The 25,265-nt window shown below is 60.9% G+C and carries 10 protein-coding genes; 6 read left to right on the top strand and 4 right to left on the bottom strand.

Annotated features, from left to right (window positions below):
* Positions 1-27 precede the first annotated feature (27 nt).
* On the top strand, positions 28-933 hold the full coding sequence (locus HDEN_RS06650) for a DUF6492 family protein (RefSeq protein ID WP_013215375.1): 906 nt from the start codon (positions 28-30) through the stop codon (positions 931-933).
* 29 nt (positions 934-962) lie between these two features.
* On the opposite strand, the gene HDEN_RS06645 is transcribed toward HDEN_RS06650, so the two are convergent.
* Both HDEN_RS06645 and HDEN_RS06640 read right to left on the bottom strand, forming a co-directional pair.
* Positions 963-1,745, bottom strand: coding sequence for a WecB/TagA/CpsF family glycosyltransferase (locus HDEN_RS06645; protein WP_081446229.1), 783 nt, complete (start codon positions 1,743-1,745; stop codon positions 963-965).
* Positions 1,714-2,724: a glycosyltransferase family 2 protein gene (locus HDEN_RS06640; protein WP_013215373.1), complete on the bottom strand. Its 1,011-nt coding sequence runs from the start codon at positions 2,722-2,724 to the stop codon at positions 1,714-1,716. The genes HDEN_RS06645 and HDEN_RS06640 overlap by 32 nt, the downstream gene beginning before the upstream one ends.
* A 511-nt stretch (positions 2,725-3,235) precedes the next feature.
* Between HDEN_RS06640 and HDEN_RS06635 the strand changes: the two genes are divergently transcribed.
* Positions 3,236-4,747: a lipopolysaccharide biosynthesis protein gene (locus HDEN_RS06635; protein WP_041921908.1), complete on the top strand. Its 1,512-nt coding sequence runs from the start codon at positions 3,236-3,238 to the stop codon at positions 4,745-4,747.
* A gap of 27 nt (positions 4,748-4,774) precedes the next feature.
* On the opposite strand, the gene HDEN_RS06630 is transcribed toward HDEN_RS06635, so the two are convergent.
* Positions 4,775-5,524 carry a 4'-phosphopantetheinyl transferase family protein gene (locus HDEN_RS06630; protein WP_013215371.1) on the bottom strand — a complete coding sequence of 250 codons (750 nt, stop codon included), beginning with the start codon at positions 5,522-5,524 and terminating at the stop codon, positions 4,775-4,777.
* Positions 5,521-6,405: a hypothetical protein gene (locus tag HDEN_RS06625; RefSeq protein ID WP_150103214.1), complete on the bottom strand. Its 885-nt coding sequence runs from the start codon at positions 6,403-6,405 to the stop codon at positions 5,521-5,523. The genes HDEN_RS06630 and HDEN_RS06625 overlap by 4 nt, the downstream gene beginning before the upstream one ends.
* A 220-nt stretch (positions 6,406-6,625) precedes the next feature.
* Between HDEN_RS06625 and HDEN_RS06620 the strand changes: the two genes are divergently transcribed.
* The 4 genes from HDEN_RS06620 (at position 6,626) to HDEN_RS06605 (ending at position 25,255) form a co-directional block, all read left to right on the top strand.
* On the top strand, positions 6,626-12,964 hold the full coding sequence (locus tag HDEN_RS06620; protein WP_013215369.1) for a non-ribosomal peptide synthetase: 6,339 nt from the start codon (positions 6,626-6,628) through the stop codon (positions 12,962-12,964).
* A gap of 2 nt (positions 12,965-12,966) precedes the next feature.
* A complete protein-coding gene (locus HDEN_RS06615; protein ID WP_013215368.1) occupies positions 12,967-17,850 on the top strand; it encodes a type I polyketide synthase in 4,884 nt (1,627 codons plus the stop codon).
* A 31-nt stretch (positions 17,851-17,881) separates the two neighbouring features.
* A complete protein-coding gene (locus tag HDEN_RS06610) occupies positions 17,882-24,205 on the top strand; it encodes a non-ribosomal peptide synthetase (RefSeq protein WP_169305484.1) in 6,324 nt (2,107 codons plus the stop codon).
* Positions 24,206-24,352: 147 nt separating this feature from the next.
* Positions 24,353-25,255, top strand: a complete 903-nt coding sequence (locus tag HDEN_RS06605; protein ID WP_013215366.1) for a cupin-like domain-containing protein — start codon at positions 24,353-24,355, stop codon at positions 25,253-25,255.
* The last annotated feature ends 10 nt before the right edge of the window (positions 25,256-25,265 follow it).

Genomic DNA, 25,265 nt, shown 5'->3' with positions numbered 1-25,265 from the left:
GAAATGTGCGGTCTATTGGGAGGCATTATGCGCATTGCCGTGATCACGAAAAGTTTCTCGCCTGATTATGAGCTGTGCGCAGCCCTGAACCGTTCAGTGCTGGAAAATTCACCAGAGACGGTCGAGCACCACATCATCGTTCCGCAATCCGATCGCAAATTATTCAGCAGTCTCGCCGGTCCGCGCACACGTATACGCTGCGACGCAGAATTCCTCCCATCAAATTTCGTCCACGTTCCTTTCAGCAACATCACGGTCAATCTCAGCAAGCCGTATCCTCCCGTGCGCGGTTGGATCCAGCAACAGATCGTCAAACTGGCCGCCGTCGCCAATTCCGATTGCGACGCAGTCGTGACGGCGGACTCCGACGTCGAATTCATCCGCCCGTTCGACGCCGACACATTCGTGCGCGACGGCGCCGTGCGCTTCTTCCGCAAGCTGGACCAAATTGACGAGCGCCTGCCCCGGCAGATTATTTGGCATCGCGTGGCGCACACGCTGCTCGGGTTACCGCCTGAAGAGCCGCCATTTCCCGACTACATCTCATCGCCGCTGGCGTGGAACCCCATCGTCGCCCGACAGATGTTCGAGCGGATCGAGAGCGTGACCGGAAAGCCCTGGTATACGGCGCTCGCCGGCCGCCTCGATTTCTCCGAATGCGTTCTTTACGGCGTCTTCGCCGACAACGTCTGCGGACCACCGGCAAACTCATTCGCGTCGGATGATGCGTTGTGCTTGCCGTGCTGGGCAAGTACGCCGCTGAATCTCGATACCATCGCAACACTCGTCCGCGATGTCCGCCCGACCGACATCGCCGCGTTCATCCAGTCCAAATCGCGAACGTCCAAGGAAGTTCGCGAAGCCGCCTTCGCCGCCTTGCGATCGGCGCACGCGCAGAAGTCCGCCGTGACGGCACCGGCGAAAGACGCTTGAAGCAATTGCTTTTGTAAGACGCGGCGGCGTTACGCTGCCGGCGACCGCCCCCGCGATCTCGTATCGCGAACATGCGTGATGATCAGCGGAAAAATTCTCGGGCACTCGATCAGATAGCGCCGCGCCAGACGCTTCGGATCAGAGAGAAGACGATGCATCCACTCAAGGCCAAATCGCTGAACCCACAACGGCGCGCGCTGCTGCTTTAAAGTCAGGAAATCGATCGAAGCTCCGATGCACAGGCCAACGCCACGCGCCTCTCCCTGCTCCGCGATGCGTTGCGCCAGAATTTCCTGCTGTGGCATCCCGACCGCGAGAAACGTCAGAGCGGCCGGATGGCTCACGACAAAATCGATGCATTTCTTGATCTCGGCTTCCGAGTTGATAAAACCCATCGGCGGCGTGTACGAAGACATATCGAGACCCGGATAGCGCCGGGCAAGAATGGCGCAATCTTCCGCACTCGGCCCAACGATCGCGACTTTGAGGTTGAGATCGGACGCACGCTGAACGAGCACCGCCGTCAGGTCGCTGCCCGTCACGACCGGCAAATTCAACCCGCACGCACGAGCCAGCTGGCTCAGAACGCGGCTATCGCAATAAACTTTCCACGCGTCGGCGTACCGAACGAATCCATCGCCACCCGTCTCGTGAAGCTTGACCACGTGATGCACGTTCGGCGTCACGACATATTGGAACGGAAGCTTGCCGGCGGCGAGGATGTCATCGGCCGCGCTCTCGGTGCTGGCTTCGTCGAAGTCGATGCCGAGAAATCGTACTCTACCGGACGCTGCCATCTGCGAACCCGCCATGATTTGCTTTCGACAAAGCCGCGCTGGAAACACCCGCGACGCTCACCGGGTGACTTGCATTCCAGATGTGCGCCTGCTCGTCATTGAGTTCGGCCGTCGCCGCCCGCTTGCCCTTGCGCAGACAGTTGTGCTGGTAGGTACGCAGAAAACGCCGGAATTCCGTATCGTCGTAACGCGGCAGGCCTTTGAGCCAGCTTCTGAGATAGCCCCACAGCATCGCCACGCTGCCGGTCAAGCGCGGATAAACCGGAAGCCGGTAAACCGCGACCGCCATGTAATAGAGCGGCGAGGTACCCATGAAATACTGACCAAAACCGTGCCGAAGCCGTCCGGTCCAGATGCCGTTCTCGCTCGAACCCATCGGCCGGAGATGAATGAAACGAATATCCTCCGTATCGACGCTCTCCGCGATCCAGCCGAGCATGCGCGCCCGATGGCAATCGATACCGTCCCACATCACTTGCCGGACGAAGCCGCCGATTTCCTTGAAACAAGCGGTGCGATAGAACTTGGTCATACCGACCGACATTTCATCGCCGCAGATTTCCGGTACGAGCGCGCCGCTCTGCGGGTCTGTGTACCACGGTTTTCCGGACGTCGTTCCGATGCGCGGATTGCTCTCCATCCGCTGCATGAGGAGTTCGAAATACCGAGCTGGCAAGTCGAGATCCATATCGAGCTTGCAGAGGTAGTCGAAGTCTTCGATCTGCACCGTATCGAGACCGGCATAGAACGCATCGATGACGCCAGGTCCAACCCGGCGGCGACCGCGATCGCCACGGCGAACGATGCGCAAGTACGGCAGGCGTTGGGCATATTCCGCGAGGATCGCCGGCGTTTCATCCGTCGAGCCGTCGTCGACGACGATCCAAAGCGCCGGCGGCACCGTTTGCGCCGCGACGCTGTCGAGCGTGCGGCGCAGATACGCCGCCTCGTCACGGCAGGGTGAAACCAGAAGGTACCGGCGCGAAGCAGTCATGGCGACAAACACATGCCCTAAAAATTGGATTCCGTTCGATCAACCGCGAGACGGACAAAACGGATTCCCGTTCAATATCAGCGCGCGATCCCACGGAAAGAGGAGTTGACCGTTATCGTAAACGTCAGCAGTCTCAGGTAGACGCAGCATCATTTCAATGCGGCCGGGCCATTCTGCGAATTCCCAAACGATGATCGCATCAAGACGTCACCACCATATTACGAGTTGCAAGTAAGAACGTTCTTTTCTCTCAGGAATGAAGGCCGTTTGACGCAGCTTATCGAACCGTCAACTCGGAACAGCGAACAACGCAACGTCAATCTCTGGCCTAGATATGGGTCCAAAGCCGCCTCGGTTAAGCATCCCTTATCAATGAGCGTTGCAGGCGCGAAGCGGATGTCACAATGCTACGGCAAGCAAAAATTATTTGAAATCAGATATCGCCACCCATGCGAACAATGGCGCGGCGCACGACTTCGACGGCCAAGTCCAGCAAGTGGCGAAGATTATTTTGAGCAATCGAGCAGATAAGTACTTCCAGGAAAACGTGCCCAATGCGGGGCTCGGCCGTGCGTCGCTTCACAGCGGCATCATCGTCGTGGCCGCGCGCGGCGTCGGCCTCATGTCCCAGGTCGTTTCAATCATCATCCTGGCGCGCCTCCTCACCCCGCACGATTTCGGACTTGCCGCGATCATATTTTCGCTGACCAGCTTCGGCCCGATGCTGATCGACCTTGGAACGTCGGAGTCATCGAGCCAGAAGACGAGCATTTCGCGCGCCGAAGTCAGCACGCTGTTCTGGATCAACCTGATGATGGGCGTGCTGCTGGCCTGCATTCTCATCGCTCTGAGCGGACCGCTGGCCACCTTCTACCGCGAGCCGGAACTCACCAGCATCGCCATTTTCACGTCGATCACGTTCATCGCCTCCGGCTTGACGATCCAGCATTCGGCGCTCCTACGCAGAGCGATGCAGTTCAGAAGCCTCGCGGCGATCGATATCTGCGCCAACGTCATCAGTAGCGTGCTGAGCATCGCGATGGCGCTCACGGGCTGGGGCTATTGGGCGCTGCTGACCAAAACCGTCTGCGCTATCTGCGTCACGGCAATCGGCGTTTGGTTCAGCTGCCGCTGGTTGCCGATGCGGCCGCACTATTCGCCGGAAGTCAAAAAATCGCTCCGGTTCGGGATGGGCGTCACCGGCTTTCTCGTGACGGACAATCTTGCGAAATCCGCCGACCGGATTGCGCTCGGATATTTCTATGGTGCGTCCGCGCTCGGATACTATCAAAACGCTCTGCTGTTTTACGGCAACGTCCTCGGCCTGCTGGCCGATCCCCTGCACCCGATCGCCGTCTCGAGCTTGAGCAAGCTCCGCAATAGCCTGAACGAATTCCGCCAGTCCTGGACGACCGCACTATCGACGCTCAGCTTCGTAACGGCGCTGATTTTCGCATTGCTTGCCGTTGCAGGCACCGACTTCATCGTCATCCTCCTCGGCGAAAGATGGGCGCCCGCCGGCACGATCCTTTGCATCTTCGCTGTGCGCGGCATCGCGCAAACATTCGAGCGAACTCTAGGATGGCTGCACGTCTCGTCGGGACGGTCCGAACGCTGGATGAAATGGGGCCTCTTCAGCTCCGTTTGCCAAATCGCGGCAGTGCTCGCCGGACTTCCCTTCGGCGTCATCGGCACCGCAATCACAGGCACGATTATCGTCTATCTGCTCTTTATTCCGGGACTGGCCTACGCGGGCCGTCCGGTCGGGATAACGACAACGGATGTCGTCAAAGCCGTCGCGCCGCAAATCGTCGCCGGATTGGCCGCCATCGCATTGGGACTACTGGCCCGCCACTTCGTCTTCCACGATTTCAACGAGATCGTAAGGCTGGTGCTCACGGGATCATTATGCGCCGCCGTCTACTTCCTGATCGCCGTCGTCCTCTTCCGCGTAACGAAACCGCTGACACTCGCGCTGTCTGTCATCAGCGATTACACCATGCGACTGTCGCGGAATTCCTGAGCGGCGCGATTGAAATCGGTACGCGCCCTAGTCCGCGCTTGACGCCGCGAGACGATCCTGGCTGACCAGCCCGCGCGGGCGATGTGCCACCGCCGCGATGTAACCGTCACGTGGGCGAAATCCTTGCATCGACCAGCTTGAAACGCTGTCAATGCTCGGATCGATCCGCAGAAGGCGCGCAGGCGCCTCTGGGTCCAGGCTGACGTCGAACGCATCGAGCGGACAGCTGAGCCCGAGCCCAATGGCCTTGATGAAAGCCTCTTTTCGCGTCCAGCACGCGAGAAATGCCAGCGACTTCTGATCTGCTGGCAATGCCGCTAACGCTGCCGCCTCGGCTGGCGAAAAGAAGCGTTCCGCCAAATCATCCGCGTCTTCGATCTCGCGCATCAGCTCGACATCGACACCAACGTCGCGATCGCGGCAGAAGGCATAGAGAGCCAGCGATCCCGAATGAGAGACGTTGAAATTCAACTCCGCCGCGCGATGAACGTCGGCAAGCCTTGGCTTCCCATAGGCGTTCCCAATGAATTCAATTGCACCGGGAGGAATGCCGAGCCGCGGCGCAAGCAGCTCTCGCAACATGCCGCGGCCCACGACGTAGCGCTGCTGGTGCTCGGGAAAGACAAACGTTTCGGCGTTCTGGCGTTCTTCGGGCGAAAGATGCGACCATAACCTCGCGCGCACATCCTCAGGTGCATCGAGGCTCACGGCAAAAACGTCGAGATCGTCAGCCTCAATCGCGAGGCGCGCTGCCGGATGTCGAATGCCTTCGTTCACTTGTTCACGCGTTCAAGCCAGATTTCCCGCCAATACATCAGTTCGCCGCGAGGGCAATCGCCGGGTTCATCGTAGCACAGGCACTCTTCTCCGAGCCCACCGCAGCCTATCATACTGCTGAGCGTGACGGTGTCTGAGATTTCCCGCATCACGCCCGTTTGTTCATTGATCATTCTGTCGACACGAGCTCTGACGCCGGCTTCACGTCCACAGCATCTCATCATCTCGTGGCAAAGCGAGAGACCCCGGTTCGACATCTTGTAATCGAGCGTGCCGACGATCTCCGCCTGCGATTTCACCCGCACGATTTCGCCGGGTTGAAGATTCAACGACTGTTTGGGTGTCGGCTTCTGATTACCCCGCAGGCGATTGTCACAACCTGAAAACCGCAGCAGCTTTTGCCAATAGAAGGTCGCGAACAGGCGTACGGCCTGAAACGCGCGAAGATCGCCGCTTAATATCTCGCTCGCCGCGATGCGCAGCCTTTTGAACTTTCCATTGATCGTCGCTTCGCGGGTCGATTTGTACAATTCCGTCGATTGGCAGAAATAATGCGTTTCATCCGTCTTTATCTTCAGCCGAGCACGCAATTCATCGAGTTTAGGATCGGCCGCGACTTGCTCTTTCTCGCTGGCCGACCGAAGCCAACTTTCCTTCCAGTATATTCTGCATGCATGTTTACATCCGTCGTGCCCGCTGCCGTCGCAGCGCGGACCGCTCAGAACCACGACATCGTTTGACGGAAATACCCGCAGCGCATGACCATCGACACAGGTTTTATGAACCTGCCGCTGAACGCGAAAAGCCTGACCGCACCAGCTCACCATTTCCGGCATAAAAGGAAGGCCATCGAGCGCGCCATTGTCATCGAGCGTACGCAAGATTTCATCCGCTGAGCGGACGACAACCAAGTCCCCAACCCTTAGTTTCGGCATTCGTTTACACCTGATACAGATAATCAGCCCACGGCCGTAGAAACATCACAAATTTTTACTAAAATCACTAGTGAGCAATACGTATCCTAAATAGGCGTATTAAAGTACTCCAAGTTTACGAGGGAGGCTGCCGCCAAATTTGCGTTTTGCGGCAAGCGATTGCGAAATGTTACAACAGTTCAGTGACGCCTATGGCATTTCCCCCATTCAGGCGGGAATGCTGCTGCATGCGATGACCCGCCCGGATAGCGGCATCGATATCGAGCAGATCGTCGCCAAACTCGAAAAAGACACGGATGTTGAGAGCCTTATCGAAGGCTGGCAATTTGCATTACGCCGCCATCCCGTTTTGCGCACGTCATTCCGATGGCTCGATTGCCCCGAGCCGATGCAGCAGGTTCATAAGTCGCCCGAATTACCGGTTTCGCATTTCGATTGGCGCGCCTCTGCTCCGGAGGAATTGAATAGCCGTTTGGAACGCTTCCTCGCTGACGATCGCCGGCAAGGCTTCGATCTCAGCCAGGCCCCGCTCATGCGGCTGACGTTCATCCGGACGGCGTCCGAACTCATGATGGTTTGGACGTTCCATCACATCATTCTCGACGGGCGCTCCTTCCCGATCGTGCTGCGCGATGTTTTCGACGTCGCCGATACGCGGCAAGCTTCAGAAGTGCCGCTGCCCGCACTGCCCGAATTTCGCCAGCACGTCGAATGGCTGAAAGACCGGAAAGATCAAGGCGCCGAACGTTACTGGAAGGACCTTCTTGCCGGGTTTAGCGCCCCGCTGAAAATCTGGGTCGAGCGAGACGGCACTGCGCCCCGAAACGATAGCGGCGAAGCATTCGGCAATGTCGAAAGCCGTCTGTCCCCCGAAGCAACGAAGAAGCTGAGACAAGCCGCGTCCGCCGCAAACGTGACGATGAATACGCTCCTTCAGGGCGCGTGGGCGATTTTACTCAGCCGCCTGAGCAACGAACGCGATGTTGTTTTCGGCGCAACGCGCGCTTGCCGAAAATCGGGCGTTCCAGGCGCTAATGACATCGTCGGCATTCTGATCAACACGCTTCCCGTGCGCATCAACGTCAATGGTGCCGCAGACCTCGGAGACTGGCTGCGCGCCATCCGTGATCAGAGCATGGACACACGAGCGCATGAACACACCCCGCTTGTCCGGGTTCAAGGCTGGAGCGACATCGAACGCGGCCGCCCGCTGTTCGAAACGCTCGTCGTTTACGAACACGCACCGCTCGATGCGCAGCTGAAGGCGCTTGGCGGCGCCTGGCAACAGCGCTCGTTCCAATATATCGGCCAGACGAATTTCCCGCTCGCGCTCATCGCCTATGGCGGGGAACGCCTGCTGCTGCGCATCGAGTACGCACGCGATCGTTTCGAAGACGACGTCGCGCACCGCGTGCTGCGCTATCTCGAAGAACTGTTGACCGGCATCGCAGATAGACTTGCCGGCCAGGATCACGCCACGAACTTGAACGAATTGCAGATGCTGCCCGCCACCGAGCGAGCAGCGCTTTTGGCCAACGACCCGGAGAGCCGTTCCGGCTATGCCGTCTCGACCCTGCAAAGCTTGTTCGAAGCTCGCGTCCGGCTGACACCCGATGCGGAAGCCGTGGTCGCGGGCGAACTGACGTTGAGCTATCGCGAACTCAACGCCAAAGCCAATCGGCTCGCGCACGCGCTCCGGCAGAAAGGCGTAAAGCGAAACGATTTCGTCGGCCTCGCCGTCGAACGCAACGCCGACATCGCGATCGGAATTCTTGCGATCATAAAGGCCGGCGCCGCCTATGTGCCGATCGATCCGGATTATCCGAAGGATCGGCTCGCCTTCATCGTCGAGGACGCGAACGCCCGCCTCGTGCTTGCAAGCAGCACGGTCTCGGACTCCTTGAAGCTCGACGCCGAATGCCTCGACATCGCCACCGCGGGAAACGGCTTTCCGGAGACAGATCCCGAGAGCATATCGACTCCCGACGATCTCGCATACGTCATCTATACGTCAGGCTCGACGGGCAAACCCAAAGGCGTGCTCGTAACGCACGCCAACGTCGCGCGCCTGTTCAGTGCAACGACCCACTGGTACGGGTTCAACGAAAAAGACCGCTGGACGCTCTTTCATTCCTACGCCTTCGATGTTTCGGTCTGGGAGCTATGGGGCGCGCTGCTCCACGGCGGCAGCATTGTCGTCGTGCCGTATTGGGTGAGCCGCGATCCCGTCGCTTATCGCGACCTGCTCTTGAAAGAGCAGGTAACCATCCTCTGCCAGACGCCGTCCGCATTCCGTCAGCTCATACAGGCTGACCTCACCGACACTCCGGCAAAGTTCGCGCTGCGCGAAATCATCTTCGCGGGCGAAGCGCTCGAGCTGCAGTCGCTCAAACCTTGGGTCGAGCGCTACGGAGATCAGAAGCCGCGCCTGATCAACATGTACGGCATCACCGAAACGACCGTGCATGTCACCTACCGCATCATCACGCGGGCGGACATCGACGCCGGCACCGGCAGCGTCATCGGCGAACCCATTCCCGATCTTTACATTCTCTTGCTGGACGAACGCGGCGAGCCTGTGCCTGTCGGCGTCCCCGGAGAAATCTGGGTCGGCGGTCCGGGCGTCGCGGACGGATATCTCAACCGCCCCGAGCTAACCGCCCAGCGCTTCGTGACCGACCCGTTCGATCCGTTGCACGCAACGAAACTCTATAGGTCCGGCGACCTCGCACGCAGACTTCCGGACGGTGACCTGGAATTCCTCGGCCGCATTGACTTGCAGGTCAAAATACGCGGCTTCCGCATCGAGCTCGGAGAAATCGAAGCAGCGCTGAAGCAATGCCCCGGCGTGGCTGACGCCGCCGTCATCGCGCGCGAAGACACGCCCGGCGACAAGAGGTTGGCCGCCTACATCATCGGCAAGGATTCGAGCCCGCTCGACGCGCTCGCGCTGCGCAGCGCGCTCACCGAAACGTTGCCTCCGTACATGATCCCGGCGCACTTCATCAAAGTGCCGGTGCTGCCGCTCAACGCCAACGGCAAGCTCGACCGCGCCAAGCTCCCTGCGCCGCAAGCAGACGATCAGAGCCAAAACAACAATCAGCGGAGCTTCGTCGAACCGCGATCCGAAACCGAGCGCAAGATCGCAAACGCCTGGGCTGCCGTTCTTCGCATCGAACGCGTCGGCGCGGACGATAACTTTTTCGCACTCGGCGGCGATTCAATCCTCAGCATCCAGGTCGTCGCGAAATGCCGTCAGGCTGGCATCACAAACTTTACGACCCGCGATCTGTTCGAGCATCCGACCGTCGCCGCGTTGGCCCGCTGCATCGATAGCCGCGAGCATCGCGACATCGCGCCTACGGCACGGCCCACGGGTGCCGTTTCGTTGACCCCGATCCAGAACTGGTTCTTCGAACAGAATTTCACGACCCCCGATTACTGGAACCAGGCGTTCGTCTTCGAGGTGCCGCACGATCTCGATCACGCGCACCTCGGGCGAGCGCTGACCGCAGTCTGCGATCATCACGATGCGTTCCGTCTGCGTTTTGCTAACGACGGAGCAAGCTGGTCGGCGCGGCTCGCTGACGACGCGCCGCAGGTCGACGTCATCAGCCACGACCTTTCGTCTCTCGACGTAGCGACGCAGACAGCTCAGATCGAAAGCATCTCCGCCACCGAGCAGGCTAAACTCGACATTGCGCAAGGGCCGTTGATCCGCGCTGTGCACTTCACCCTTGGGAACGGGAAGCCCGGCCGCCTGATGCTGGCGGCACATCACCTTGCCATCGACGGCGTTTCCTGGCGCATTTTGTTGGAAGATCTCGAAGCGGCATACAGCGCACTCGCGCAAGGGCAGCCTGTAAACCTCCCGCCCCATAGCAGCTCATTCCAGGCCCACGCCGCGCGCCTCGCCGCGTACGCTCACGATCCACACGTCACGGCGACCGCAACAACTTGGCTGCGCATGCTGGACGCGCCCGCCACGGCATTGCCCGTCGTCTCGCACGACGCGAGCCTCGAAGCCGAAGCCACCTCGTTGACCGTCGAACTTGATCCCACGGAGACGACAGCGCTTCTGCAAGACGTTCCGACTGCGTACCGAACCCAAATCAACGACGCTCTGCTGACGGCTCTCGCCTCGACGCTCCGGCAAACCACTGGCGGCACATCCTTCCTGATCGAAATGGAGGGCCACGGCCGCGAGGACATTGGCGCGGGCCTCGACCTGTCGCGCAGCATCGGCTGGTTCACGTCGCTCTTTCCGTTGCGTCTGGACCTGAAAGCCGATGCCTCGGTTGGAACGGCACTGAAGTCGATCAAGGAGCAGACACGGGCCATCCCAGATCGTGGCCTGTCCTATGGTCTGCTGCGCTACAACGCTGAAGACGCGACCGTGCGCACCAAGCTCGCGAGCGCCCAGCGCCCGCAGATTCTGTTCAATTACCTTGGGCAGTTCGATCAGGTGACGCGCGACTCCTCGTTGTTCGCCTTCGCTCCTGAATCCGCAGGCCCCTGGCATGCGCCTCAGAACAAACGCACGCATGCGCTGGAAGTACTGGCGCAAATCCGGTCCGGCAAATTAAGCGTCGAATGGATTTTCGGCGAAAGCCAGATCGCGCGTGCGACCGTCGAGCAGTTGGCGTCCGATTTCATAGCGCAACTCAAGGCCGTCACTCGCCATTGCCGCGAGCCGCAGAACGCCGGACGCACGCCGTCGGACTTCCCCCTTCTGAGCCTGACACAAGATCAAGTCGACGAACTCTGGGCCAACTATCCGGGCTTCGGCGATGCCTATCCGCTGACTCCGATGCAGCGCCTATTCCATGTCATGGAGCAGGCCGGTTCTTCGGTCGGGCTCGAGCAGTGGCAATTCCGGATCGACGGCGGCCTTGAGTCTGCATTGCTGCGTCAGGCGTTCGAACAAGCCATCGCGCGACATCCGATCCTGCGGTCGGCATTCGCGACTTTGCCCAACGTCGAACCGATCCAGGTCGTGCTGCCCGAGGCGACGCTTCCCTGGCGCGAGGAAGACTGGCGTCACCTCAATTCCGCCGATCGCCAGAACGCACTTCAGCAAACACTATCAAAAGACGCACAAACACCGTTCGACCACGCTCGCCCGCCGCTGATGCGCATCGCATTGCTGCGCACGGCCGACGCCGAATGGCAGCTCGTTTGGACCACCCACCATCTCTATATCGACGGCTGGTCTTGGCCGCTTCTCTTCCGCGAAATCACGGAAATCTACGCGGCGTTGCAGGACAAGCGGCCTGCGGCGCTGCAAAGCCCCGTAGGGTTCGTCCAGTATGTGAAATGGACGTCGCAGCAAGATCCCACCGGTTCGCACGGCTACTGGCGCAACGCGCTCGCAGGCATCACGCAGCCGACACCCTTCGCGCTTTCCAGCCCACCGGCGCAATCGCCCGGCGCGACGGCCGCGCATCCGGATGAAACCATCGTTCGCGTATCGCGCGACTTGACCAAGGACTTGCGCGCTCTGGCGCTCGCGACCGAAAGCACCCAGAGCACGCTTGTGCAGGCTGCTTGGGCCCTGCTGCTTTCGCACTATGCGGACGCGCGCGATGTCGTCTTCGGCGCGACGCTCTCCGGGCGTCCGGATCATATCGAGGGCATCGAAACGCTGATCGGCCCCTGCGTCACCAACGTGCCGGTTCGGGTTGCATTGCCTGCCGATACAGCCCTGCACGGCTGGCTCGGCCGACTGCAGAAACAGCAGCTCGATCTCAATCAACATCAGTATACGCCGCTCGACGCCATCCAGGGCGTCAGTGACGTATCTTGGAACAACCGCCTGTTCGACAGCTTGATCGTGTTCCAAAACTACCAGGTCGATGCGGCGATCGGCCAGCTCGGCCGCGACGCCAAGCTGGTCCCGGTTCAGACGCCGGAAGCGACAAATTACGCTCTGACGATTGCCGCAAGCCCAGGCGACGAGCTGATCCTTCGGCTCATCTCCCATTCCGCTCGCCTGGATCGCGAAACGGTTAACGCCATCGCAAACGATTTGCCCGTCGTGTTCGCCGCACTCGCCGCGAGCCGACCGGAAACCACGCTCGCCGATGTCTTGGGACGACTGCCGGCGGAGAGACGCGGAAAGGCCGCCGCAGCCCGCGCAGCCGTTGTGCAAAGGGTCAGGACATCTTCATCCGCGACTGCCACGACTTCGACGGAGCGACGCCTTGCAGAAATCTGGAGCAAGCTCCTCGGCCGCTCCGACGTCGGCATTGACGATAATTTCTTCGACGCCGGCGGCCAATCTCTCCTATTGTTGCGCATGCATAAACTCATAGAAGAAGCGTTCGGCGTGCGCGTGCAGATCGTTAAGCTTCTGGCTCATCCAACCATCCGGGCGCTGGCAACCAGCCTCGATGGCGGAGATGGCACTGCATTTGCTTCCCAGCCGGCAGGTGAGGCCGCAGACCGCGCCATGAAGCAGCGCGCTGCCCTCGCAAAACAGCGTTCTCGAACGAAGCTGGGCTGACGATGTCCTATGCGCAGAATTACGATTCAAACGACGGGATTGCCATCATCGGACTGGCAGGCCGTTTTCCGGGCGCGCGCTCGCCTCGCGAGCTTTGGCAGAACCTGATCGCAGGCCGCGAAACGATCAGCCACTTCAGCCCCAACGAACTCGAGCCGGCCGATCCCGACGAGATGGCGGCGCGTTTGGACCCGGCCTATGTCGCGGCGCGCGGCATCCTTGCCGATGTCGACAAATTCGACGCGGGCTTCTTCGGCATCACGCCGCGCGAGGCGGAAGTTCTCGACCCGCAACAGCGGCTGTTCCTCGAAGCATCGTGGGAAGTCCTCGAAGACGCAGGCTACGATCCGCGTGCCTTCGCCGGATCGATCGGGCTCTTCGCAGGCTCCAGCAACAACACCTACTTCCTGCGCAATCTCATCGACCGTAAGGACGTGACCGATCTCGTAGGCTGGCTCACCACGATGATGGGCAACGAGAAGGATTATCTCACCACACGCGTCGCCTATAAGCTCGACCTCAAAGGCCCGGCGCTCAACATCGTCACCGCCTGCTCCACGTCTCTCGTCGCCGTTGCGACCGCCGTGCAGAGCTTGCAGACGTGGCAATGCGATATGGCGCTCGCGGGCGGCGTCACGGTCGCGCTGCCGCAAAAGCGTGGCTATCTCTCGCAGGAAGGCGCGATCACATCTTCCGATGGCCATTGCCGCGCGTTCGATGCCGACGCCAGCGGCACCGTTTTCAGCAACGGCCTCGGCCTCGTTGCGCTGCGCCGCCTCTCCGACGCCTTGGAAGCCAACGACCACATCTATGCTGTCATCAAAGGCGCGGCGTTGAACAACGACGGCAGCGCCAAAGTCAGCTTCACGGCCCCGAGCGTCGAAGGCCACACGCAAGTCATCGCGACGGCGCAGGCGCTCGCGGGCATCGACCCCGAAACGATTTCCTACATCGAAGCGCACGGCACGGGCACGAGCCTTGGCGATCCGATCGAGATCGCCGGCCTGACGCAAGCATTCCGCGCCGGCGGCGACGTTCGCAAAGGTAGCTGCCCCATCGGTTCGCTGAAAACCAACATCGGACATCTCGACGCCGCGGCGGGCGTGGCCGGTCTTATCAAGACGGCATTGGCGATGCACCGTCGCGTTCTGCCGCCAACATTGAATTTCAAGACGCCCAATCCCAAGCTCGATCTCGAGAACTCTCCGTTCTTCGTGAACACGACAGCGCGTCCCTGGGAATTCGACGGCCGCCCTCTCCGCGCCGGTGTGAGTTCGTTCGGCGTCGGCGGCACGAATGCCCACGTCGTGCTCGAAGAAGCGCCTGCAAATCCGGCGAGCGGAACGGCGCGTTCCAGCCAGCTCATCGTGCTTTCGCATCGCACGGCCGCAGGACTTGAGGAGCAACGCCGCCGCCTCGCTGCTCACCTCGAAACGGAAACCGGTCTCGACATGGCCGATGTTGCCGTTACGCTGCAGACCGGCCGTCGCGCCTTCGATCATCGCCAGGCATTCGTCTGCCGCGATTCCGATGACGCGCGCAAAGTCCTATCAGCTGCATCCGCCGACACGCAGCACGCGTCCCGGACCGCGCGAAATTTCAGCGGCGTCGCTTTCCTGTTCCCCGGACAGGGCGCGCAGCATATCAACATGGCGCGTAGCCTCTACGATCAGGAGCCGCTGTTCCGTCGCGAGGTCGACGAATCCTGCGACGTGCTTGCCCCGATCTTGGGACGCGACCTGCGAGACCTCATCTATCCCGCATCCGGAAACGAAGACGCTGCTACAGCCGACCTGAAACAAACACGCTTCACGCAACCGGCTCTGTTCGTGATCGAGCATGCACTTGCTCGCTTGTGGATGTCCTGGGGCGTTAAGCCGACGGCTTTGATCGGCCACAGCCTCGGCGAATACGTGGCGGCGACCATTGCCGGCACGTTCGATCGCGACGCTGCATTGCGTCTGGTGGCGAAACGCGCCGCGCTCATGCAGGCACTTCCAACGGGCGCGATGCTCGCCGTGAAAGTTCAGCCCGCACGGATCGCGACACTGATCGCCGAAGGCGTTTCCGTCGCTGCCTACAACGCTCCGGGGACCGTCGTCGTCAGCGGCTCGCACGACGCCATCAGCCAGTTCGAACGCGAGTTGTCCGCGAACGCCATCTCATATCGCGCGCTCGAAACATCGCATGCGTTCCATTCGCCGGTGATGGATTCAATCGTCGAGCCTTTCCAGCAACTCGTTCGCGAAGCAAAACCAAAGACGCCAACGCAAGCCTGGATCTCCTGCCTCACCGGCGCACCGATCTCGAACGAGGACGCGATCGATCCGGCCTACTGGGCCCGCCAGATGCGCCAGCCGGTCCGCTTCTCCGAAGGCATCCGGCAACTCTACGATAGCGCGCAGGTGCTGCTTGAAGTCGGCGCCGGCCGCACGCTCGCGTCATTGGCGCGTCAGCAAGGTCCGCGCGCGTCGGGTGCGCCGGTCGTCACCTCGCTGTCTGCCGATCGCGAAACCGACGACAAACTGGACCACACGCTTCAGACACTCGGCGATCTTTGGTGTGCGGGCAGCGCTGTCGATTGGACCGCATTCAACGACGGCCGCGGTGGCCGTCGCATTTCACTGCCGACATACGCGTTCGAGCAGACGAGATTCTGGATCGACGCCCCCGTGCACGATCCACGGCCGGTTCCCGCCCCCATTTCACTGCAGCCCGCATGCGCTCCGGTCATCGCGCTACCTCCGGCGAACATGCAACCAGCCGAGCAATCCGCAACATCCCTTTGTGAGTGGAGCAATCCCATGTCGAGTTCAGGGCCGCAAATCGCGAGCCTTCGCCAGTTGTTCGCGGATCTGTCCGGACTGGAGCCTGACAGCCTCGACCCGAACGTCTCGCTCGTCGAACTCGGTCTCGACTCCCTCGCGCTCACTCAAGCGGCCGGTGCGCTGAACAAGAAATTCGGACTCAAAATCCATTTCCGAGAGCTCCTGAACGACAGCGCCACCATCACTTCGCTCGCCGGGCGGATCGCGCCGCAGCCGGTCGCATCCGCACCACCCGCTGCGGCGACACCACCGCCTGCAGCAATGCAGATTGCGCCTGCGCCTGTTTTCAATTCTTCGGCTCCGCAATTCATCGGACAAACGCTCCCGGCTACGGATCGCTCGACGCTTCTTCACCTGCTCAGCCAGAACGCTCAGATCATGGCGGGGCAGTTCGATCTTCTGCAACGCCTCGCACTGCAGGAATTCGGCGCGCCTCCGGCGGCGACACCAGTTCAACAGGCTGCGCCCGCCGTATCGATCGCCACAACAGCACCGGCTCCGGCAGCCGCTCCTGCGACTGCGCAGTCCTCCGAGACGCGACAGCCGACGCAAGCGTTCGGACCGTATCGGCCGCCGACAACCGGCAAGAGCACGCTTAGCGCCGAGCGGCAGAGCAACCTCGACTCCTTCATCGAACTCTATTGCCGCCGCACCGAAAAATCGAAGCAGCTTGCCGAGAAAAATCGCAAGCAGCTCTCCGACCCGCGTTCGAACGCCGGCTTCCGCCCGCAGTGGAAAGAGCTCGTCTATCCGATCGCCACCGAGCGCTCGCAAGGCGCTCGCCTGTGGGACGTCGATGGCAACGAATACGTGGACCTCGTCAACGGATTCGGATCCATATTTTTCGGCCACAATCCCGAGTTCATTCGCACGGCCATCAAAGCCCAGCTTGATGCCGGCATCGAGATCGGCCCGCAGTCCCCGATTGCGGGCGAGGTTGCGCAGCTTTTCTGCGAAGCCGTCGGCATGGAGCGCGCCGCGTTCTGTAACACCGGCTCGGAAGCCGTCACGGCTGCAATCCGAACCGCGCGCACGGTCACCGGTCGCGACAAGATCGCGATGTTCGCGGGCGCCTATCACGGCATCTTCGACGAAGTGCTCGCGCGGCCCCGCACGCGCAACGGCGTCGCAGGCGCTCAGCCGATCGCACCGGGCATTCCCGAGGCGATGACCGACAACATCATCGTGCTCGAATACGGACAGGACTCGGCTCTCGAAATTTTAAGAGCACGCGCCGACGAACTCGCTGCTGTTCTCGTTGAGCCCATTCAGAGCCGCAGGCCGAACCTTCAGCCGCGCCAATTCCTGCACGAAGTTCGCGAGATCACCGCCAAATCCGGCACCGCGCTGGTGTTCGACGAGGTCGTGACCGGCTTCCGCGTGCACCCCAAAGGCATGCAATCCGTATTTGGCGTCAAAGCGGATATGGCGACGTACGGCAAGGTCGTCGGCGGTGGCCTGCCGATCGGAATCATCGCAGGCGACGCACGCTTCCTCGATGCGCTCGACGGCGGCGAATGGCACTTTGGAGATGACTCGGTGCCGGAAGTCGGCGTCACGTTCTTTGCCGGAACGTTCGTCCGCCATCCGCTCGCTCTCGCGGCAGCGCGGGCCGTTCTGCATCGCATCCGCAACGACGGTCCCGATTTACAGCGCGCGTTGAATCTGCGTACCACGCAGTTCGTCAAACGCCTCAGCGCCATCGCGAAAGAGCTGCACGCGCCCATCAGCCTTCAGCACTTTGCGTCCTGGTTTGTGTTTGAGCTTCCGGCCGATGCGCCGCTCGCGTCGCTGCTCTTTGCCTACATGCGCCACCACGGCGTCCACGCCTGGGAACGTCCAGGCTTCCTGACGCTGGCGCATACCGATGCAGATCTCGACGTAATCGCGAATGCATTCCGGCGGTCGATCGAAGACATGCAGAAAGCTGGCTTCTTACCTAGCCTCGGAGACATCCCGACGATCGGCAGCAAGGAGCCGGTCCAGGACACGCGACCCCACGCCGGTTCGGATTTGCCGTACGCTGCAAATGCTTCGCCCCAGAAAGTTCGAGGCTGACGCAATGCGTGAGCGCAAGGAGTTACATGTTGTGCCGGTTGAGTCCGTTTCCGCTGATCGCGAGCCGCAGTCCACGCTTCCCGTTACGCCACAGCAGCGGGAAGTCTGGGTTGAATCGCAGATGGGCGACGATGCCAGCTGCGCTTACAATCAGTGCTTCGTCCTGCATCTTCGCGGACCGCTCTCGCTGGCGTCCATGCAAAGCGCGCTTGACCAGGTCATTGCGCGCCACGCCGCCTTACGGACGAGCTTCGACAAATCCGGCGATAAACAGCGCATACTCCCGTCTCGCGCCGTCACCATCATTTTCGAGGATCTGAGTGCGATCGACCCAGCGCAGCAGCAAGCTGCATTCGAGCGCATCATCGATCGAGAATCGACCGAAGCATTCAACCTCGCGACCGATCCGCTACTGCGGGCGAAAGTGCTCCGCCTTTCCGCAGACGTTCATCGCCTCGTCGTGACCGTGCATCACATCGTTTGCGACGGCTGGTCGTCGTCGGTTCTTTTCTCGGACCTCGCCAAAACCTACGAAGCCGATTGCTTCGGGCTGGAGCCGCAGCTCGCCGAGCCGATGAGCTACGAGACTTACGTCCAAGACCTCGTCGATAAGAGCACCGATACTGCCGACGAAGACTATTGGCTCGCACAGCTCACCGGAGAACTCCCGAACCTCGACTTGCCGAACGATCACAAACGCCCGGCTCTCCGATCTCGCAGCGGCGCACGTCAGGATATCCGCATCGACGCCGATCTCTACAAGCGCATAAAGGCGGTCGGCGCAGGTCGCGGCGCGACGATGTTCCATACACTCCTCGCCGCCTTCGAAGTGTTGATGTTCCGTCTGTCGGGGCAGGACGACATTGTCCTCGGCATCCCGCTCGCCGGACAGTCGGAACTCGACAACAGTCACCTCGTCGCCCATTGCGTCGCGACGATGCCGCTGCGTTGCCAAGTCGATCCGGCGGCGACCTTCGGCGACTTCCTGAAATCCGTGCGTGGAACGTTCCTCGCTGGACAACAACATCCGAACGTCACGTTCAGCAGCCTGCTGCCGAAACTGAACATCGAGCGCGACCCCAGCCGGCCGACTCTGGTTTCCGTCGTCTTCAACATCGACCGGATCGGCGCACCGTTCGAATTCGGCGATCTGACGCTCGATCGCTTGGAAACGCCGAAGCGCTTCGTGACATTCGATCTCAACGTCAACGTCGTCGACAACGGCGCTGAGCTCACCGTCGAATGCGAATATAACAGCGACATTCTCGAGGCCGGCACCGTACGTCGTTGGCTGGAGCATTTCCATACGCTACTCAGCGCCCTGACGCGCGATCCCGAAACCTCGCTCGCAGCCCTCGACATCTTGGGCGACGACGAGCGCCAGAGAATTTTTGCTGTAGGCGCCGGAGCCGACGTGCCATTGCCGTCGACCCAAGTCATCCATCAACTGTTCGAGCAGCAGGTTGACCTCACGCCGGACGCCGAAGCAATCATTGCCGACGACGTTCGCCTGACCTATCGCGACCTCGATCAGCGCGCCAACAAGCTCGCGCATTACTTGCAGAGCCAGGGAGCCAAGCCCGGCGAAATCATCGGTGTCTGCCTGCCTCGTAACGCCGATCTGATTGCAACGCTGCTCGCAGTCATGAAGACCGGCGCATGCTACGTGCCGCTCGACCCGGCATATCCCGCCGATCGCATCGGCGTCATGCTGAGCGAAGCTAAGGCCAACATCCTCATTACGGTGTCTTCGCTCGATCGCCTGTTCCCCGGCGACGACAAGGTCCGCGTTTTCATCGACACCGACGCTGCGGCAATCGCCGCTCAGGATGACGCCAGATTAAACGTGGACGTGCACGCGGACGATCTTGCCTACGTCCTCTACACATCCGGATCGACCGGCAAGCCCAAGGGCGTCGCCGTCGAACATCGGAACGCCACCGCGCTGATCGCCTGGGCGCGCAGCACTTACGACCAGCGCCAGATCGCCGGTGTCTTGGCCGCTACGTCTGTCTGCTTCGACCTGTCGATCTTCGAGATCTTCTTTCCTCTGGCGAGCGGCGGCCGCATCATCGTCGCGGAGAACGCATTGGCGCTGGCACAATTGCCGGCGCGCAATGAAATCACATTGCTGAACACCGTCCCCTCGGCCGGCGCCGAGCTGGTGCGGATCGGCGGCATTCCCGCGAGCGTCGAGACCGTCAATCTCGCAGGCGAACCCCTGCCGACGAGCCTGGTCGATAGCCTCTATGCGACCGGCACCGTGAAGCGCGTCTATGATCTTTACGGGCCCACCGAAGACACGACGTATTCGACGTATACGCTGCGCCAACCGGGCGAACCGGCAACGATCGGCCGTCCGATCGCAAACGGCCGCGCGTACATTCTGGACCGCTTCGCCAACCCCGTTCCTCTCGGCGTCCCCGGCGAGATTTATGTCGGCGGCGCGGGCGTCGCGCGTGGCTATCTCCACCAACCGCAAATGACGGCTGAACGTTTTACGGCCGATCCCTTCCGGCATGACGCCGGGGCACGGCTCTACCGGACCGGCGACCTCGCGCGGTTCCGCACCGACGGCAATATCGAATACCTCGGCCGCATCGACAATCAGGTGAAGGTTCGCGGCTTCCGCATCGAGCTTGGAGAAATCGAAGCAGCCCTCAAGGCATGCCCCGGCGTCGCCGATGCTGTCGTCGTCGCGCGCGAAGACGTCCCTGGCGACAAGCGCCTCGTCGCCTATGTCGTCACGAACGGCACCGACGACACTCTTGTCGACAAGCTGTTTGCATCTCTATCGGCGCGCCTGCCCGCTTACATGGTGCCGGCTCACATCATCGTTCTCAACGAACTTCCGCTGAACGCCAACGGCAAGCTCGATCGCAAGGCTCTGCCTGCGCCCGAGGCGGCCCCTGCAATCGCTGAGCACGCAATCGCGTCCGCGGCCACCGAGACCGAAGCAACCATCGCCGCCATCTGGCAAAAGGTTCTGCGGCGCGAGGCGATCGACTGCAGCGCCGACTTCTTCCGGCTCGGCGGACACTCCTTGCTTGCGACGCAGGTCGCCTCTCGCATTCGCGACGCATTCGCGATCGAGCTTCCCGTCGCCCAGCTGTTTCAGCATCGCACCGTGCAGGCGCTCGCATCCCGCATCGACGACGTCGTGCGCGAACAGAAAGGCCTTCAGCCGTTGCCCGCGATCACGCCACGGAACTCGAACGAGCCCGCGCCGATGTCGGTCGCGCAAGAGCGCATGTGGCTCACGCATGAGCTGGCTCCCGAGAGCAAAGCTTATAACATTCCGGTCGCTCTGGAACTGAGCGGACCACTCGACATCGAGGCGATTGAGCAGGCCATCGACGCCTTGTGCACGCGCCACGAAACGCTGCGGACGACCTATCATCTCGACGGCTCGCGTCCGTTGCAGGTGGTGCACCCGTGGAGCAAACAGCCGCTCGAAGTCATCGATTTGAGCCACCTCGGCCGGGATGCCTTGAATGAAGCGCTCCGCCAAGCCACCGACCACGCCGGGAGATATTTCGATCTCGCACGCGACGCCATGCTGCGCTCCGTCCTGTTCCGGCTTGGCAACGAAAGCCACATGCTGTTGCTGACGGCGCACCATATCGCGATCGACAACTGGTCCTTGGGCCTGCTTTCTGGAGAACTCACAACCGCCTACAACAACATCCGCGCGGGACGACCGGCAGGCCTCAAACCGCAGGCAACGACTTATAGCGATTACGCGCAATGGCAGCGTAACTGGCTCGATACGAACGCCGAACCGCAGCTCGCCTATTGGCGTAAGAAGCTTGACGGCATCGAACCTATCGAGCTTCCGACGGATAAGCCGCGTCCCGACATCTTCGGCTACCAGGGAAAGATCTACGAACAGCCGTTCTCTGAAAATCTGCGCGACCAGCTCGAGCAACTCGGCCGCCGCGAAGGCTACACGCTGTTCATGACTCTGCTCGCCGCCTATGCCGTGCTCCTGCATCGCGTGACGGGCCAATCCGACTTTACGATTGCGGTGCCGATCGCCAACCGCACGCATACCGCCACGGAAACGCTTGTCGGAACCTTCATCAATACGCTGGTTCTTCGGATCAATCTCGAGGGTCAACCGACGCTGCGCGAAGTTCTGCGCCGCATCGAAGCCGTGGCGCTCGATGCCTACGCGCATCAGGACGCACCCTTCGAGCAATTGGCGAAGGAATTTCCCGACGCCCGCGACAACAGCCGTCCGCCGCTCGCGCAGGTCATGTTCAATCTGTTGAATACGCCCGCGACGCATCGCATTCACTTGGAAGGCCTGGATTGCAAGGAGCATGCGATCGATCTCGAAGCCGCACAATTTGAGATCGGCCTGACCGTCGACGGCATCCTGTCGAACTCGTTGAAGGCCGAATACGACAGCGAGCTGTTCGACGAGAGCACGATCGCCCGCTTTGTCGGACAGTATCGGCGCATTCTCGACAGCTTGCTGACGGACCTCAACGTCTGCATCGACGACATTCCGCTGCTGGCGGCGGAAGAGATGGACAAGATCCGCAGCTGGAACCTCACCTCTGCGAGCTATCCGTCCGAGACGCCCTTCACCCGGCTGTTCGAGGATCAAGTTCAGAAAAATCCCGACGCGATCGCGGTTTCTTTCAGCGGCGAGGATCTGACCTATAACGAACTCAATGCCAGAGCGAACCAGCTCGCCAACCTATTGCTGCAGCAGGGCGCCAAGAGCGGCATGGTCGTCGGGGTCTGCCTCGACCGCTCGCTCGAGCTTTTGGTTTCGCTGCTCGCAATTCAAAAATCCGGCGCGGCCTATCTTCCACTCGATCCGGGATTCCCGGCCGAGCGCTTGACCTACATGGTGCAGGATAGCGGCGCGACGGTGTTGCTGACCGCCGGCGATGCAGCGGCGGCGCTCGACAAGCAGGATGGCGTCAGCATCCTAGATCTTGATCGCTTGCCTCTGGATGGAGTCTCGCGCGACAACCTCTCAGTCGCGCCGGGGCCCGACGATCCCGCCTACCTCATCTACACGTCAGGTTCGACCGGACGGCCGAAAGGCGTCGTCGTTCATCACCGTGCACTCGTGAATTTTCTCTCCGCGATGCGCGTGAAGCCGGGCCTGTCGGATCGAGACGTGTTTGCCGCGATCACCACGATCTCGTTCGATATCGCGGCGCTCGAACTCTACCTGCCCTTGCTCGTAGGCGCGCGGATCGAACTCGTGCCACGCGAAGCGGTCGTCGATGGCGCCAAGCTTTTAGAATTGCTGACCGCCAGCAAGGTCACGGCGTTGCAGGCGACGCCCGCCACGTGGCGCATGCTGATCGACGAGGAATGGCAGGGCAACGATCGTCTGCGAGCCTTCAGCGGCGGCGAAGCGCTGACGGCCGACCTCGCAAAGGCGCTGCTGCCACGGGTCAAGGAACTCTGGAATCTCTATGGCCCGACCGAAACGACGGTCTGGTCGAGCATTGAAAAGATCGAGCCCGGCGACGACCTTCTCTCCATTGGCCGCCCGATCTCCAATACGCAAATGTATATCGTCGACCGCGCGGGCAAAGCCGTATCCGCCGGCGTTCCCGGCGAAATCTGGATCGGCGGCGATGGCGTCGCACTCGGCTATCGCAACCAGCCGGACATGACCGCCGAACGCTTCGTGCGCGATCACTTCTCCGATCATCCCGGCGCACGGCTCTATCGCACCGGCGATCTCGGCCGCTGGCTGCCTGACGGGCGTTTGCAGCACCTCGGCCGCATCGACAATCAGGTGAAGGTCCGCGGCTTCCGCATCGAGCTTGGAGAAATCGAAGCCGCCCTCAAGGCATGCCCCGGCGTCGCCGATGCTGTCGTCGTCGCACGCGAAGACGTCCCAGGCGACAAGAAGCTCGTCGCATACTTCGTCGGCGTCAAAGGCGACGATCTGACGGCGAGCGAGATCCGCCGGTATCTGCGTAGCGTGCTCCCGGATTACATGATCCCGTCTTTCTTCATCACCCTGCAGGCGCTTCCCCTGACCGCCAACGGCAAGGTCAATCGCCGTGCTTTGCCGAATACGTTCCGCTCGGCAAGAAGCGATACGGTCGTCAGCGAACCGCCCTCCACGGACATGGAGAAGCTGCTCGCGAGCATCTGGCGCGATGAACTGCGGATCGAAAAGATCAACGCCGGAGAGAACTTCTTCAATCTTGGCGGTCATTCGCTGCTAGCGATCAAAGTGACAGTCGCGCTGCAGAAAAAAATCGGCTGGCGCATGGATCCCCGGAGCCTGTTCTTCCAGTCTCTGCGCCAGATAGCGGCCCAGGCCGAAGCCGCGGTCGCACGATCGCAACAGCGCGACGGAAGCACGTGAGGCGCCGGAATTAATGCAAACAAGCTAAAAATTGCCAATTCCCTGGTGGGGGAATAGTGTCCCGAAAAATGACGTCATGCTTTACGAACGTCCGCATGCGTCGCTCTTCAAGTTCATATATCTGAACTCGGTTTACAGGTGGTGGGAATGGATTTTCCTGTCGAAGATATTTCAGACGCTCCCATGTTCTCCGACAAGATCGACCGCATGGAATGGTCTGAGCTCAGCCCCGAGCGCTATCAGCGCGATTACGTCCTGCCCCTGAAGCCCGTCATCATCACCGGCGGTTTGGATCACTGGGCCGCGCGAGACAAATGGACGTTCGACTATTTCCAGAACCAGTATGGCGATATGCCCCTCGAAATCGAAGGTCGCCGCCTGTCGATGGCGGAACTCATCGCCGAAGTTCGCACGTCCTCGCCTCAGTCCCCCGCACCGTACCTGCATAACTATCCAGTCAAGAATTTGCCGAAAGAGCTGCAGGACGATATCGAGCCGATGCCTGCGTGCACGGCGCCGAACTGGCTCGACCATCCGCTGATAACGGTGCGCGCTCCGTATCTGACTTACAAGGAACTCTACATCGGCGGGCAAGGCGCGAAATTTCCCGTCATGCATTACGACGGCCTCCACACGCATGCCTTCCTGATGCAAATTCAGGGCGTGAAAGAATACATCGGCTTCGCGCCTGATCAGGGCAAATATTTATACGTTCGAAACGGCGGCAACGGTCAGCCGAACCTTTCGGACGTCAACGACGTCGACAAATATGATCCCGCACGCTTTCCGGAATTCCGCAACGCCAAGGGAATCCGTTTCAAGCTTCATCCCGGCGAAACGCTTTTCATGCCGTCCGGCTGGTGGCATACCGCGCGCATCCTTTCGCCCTCGATCACTGTTTCGATCAATGGGGCCAATGCCGCGAACTGGAGCAGTTTCCGGCGCGATTTCTGCCGTTACAATATGCCAGGCCGAAAGTTTCTTCCGTGGGCTTTGAACGGCTATCTCATGTTCGTGGGCAACTGGCTGTCCATGCTCCCGCCCATATAGGCGAGTTGCC

The organism is Hyphomicrobium denitrificans ATCC 51888, from assembly GCF_000143145.1.
GTDB classification, from domain to species: domain Bacteria; phylum Pseudomonadota; class Alphaproteobacteria; order Rhizobiales; family Hyphomicrobiaceae; genus Hyphomicrobium_B; species Hyphomicrobium_B denitrificans.
Note: the sequence above shows the minus strand (reverse complement) of the source record. Positions and strands in the feature narration are given on the sequence as shown.

Bases quoted from the DNA above. Each gene is read 5' to 3' on its own strand.
- HDEN_RS06640 (WP_013215373.1), bottom strand. From the start codon at position 2,724: ATGACTGCTTCGCGCCGGTACCTTCTGGTTTCACCCTGCCGTGACGAG.
- HDEN_RS06645 (WP_081446229.1), bottom strand. From the start codon at position 1,745: ATGGCGGGTTCGCAGATGGCAGCGTCCGGTAGAGTACGATTTCTCGGC.
- HDEN_RS06650 (WP_013215375.1), top strand. From the start codon at position 28: ATGCGCATTGCCGTGATCACGAAAAGTTTCTCGCCTGATTATGAGCTG.
- HDEN_RS06615 (WP_013215368.1), top strand. From the start codon at position 12,967: ATGTCCTATGCGCAGAATTACGATTCAAACGACGGGATTGCCATCATC.
- HDEN_RS06605 (WP_013215366.1), top strand. From the start codon at position 24,353: ATGGATTTTCCTGTCGAAGATATTTCAGACGCTCCCATGTTCTCCGAC.
- HDEN_RS06620 (WP_013215369.1), top strand. From the start codon at position 6,626: ATGTTACAACAGTTCAGTGACGCCTATGGCATTTCCCCCATTCAGGCG.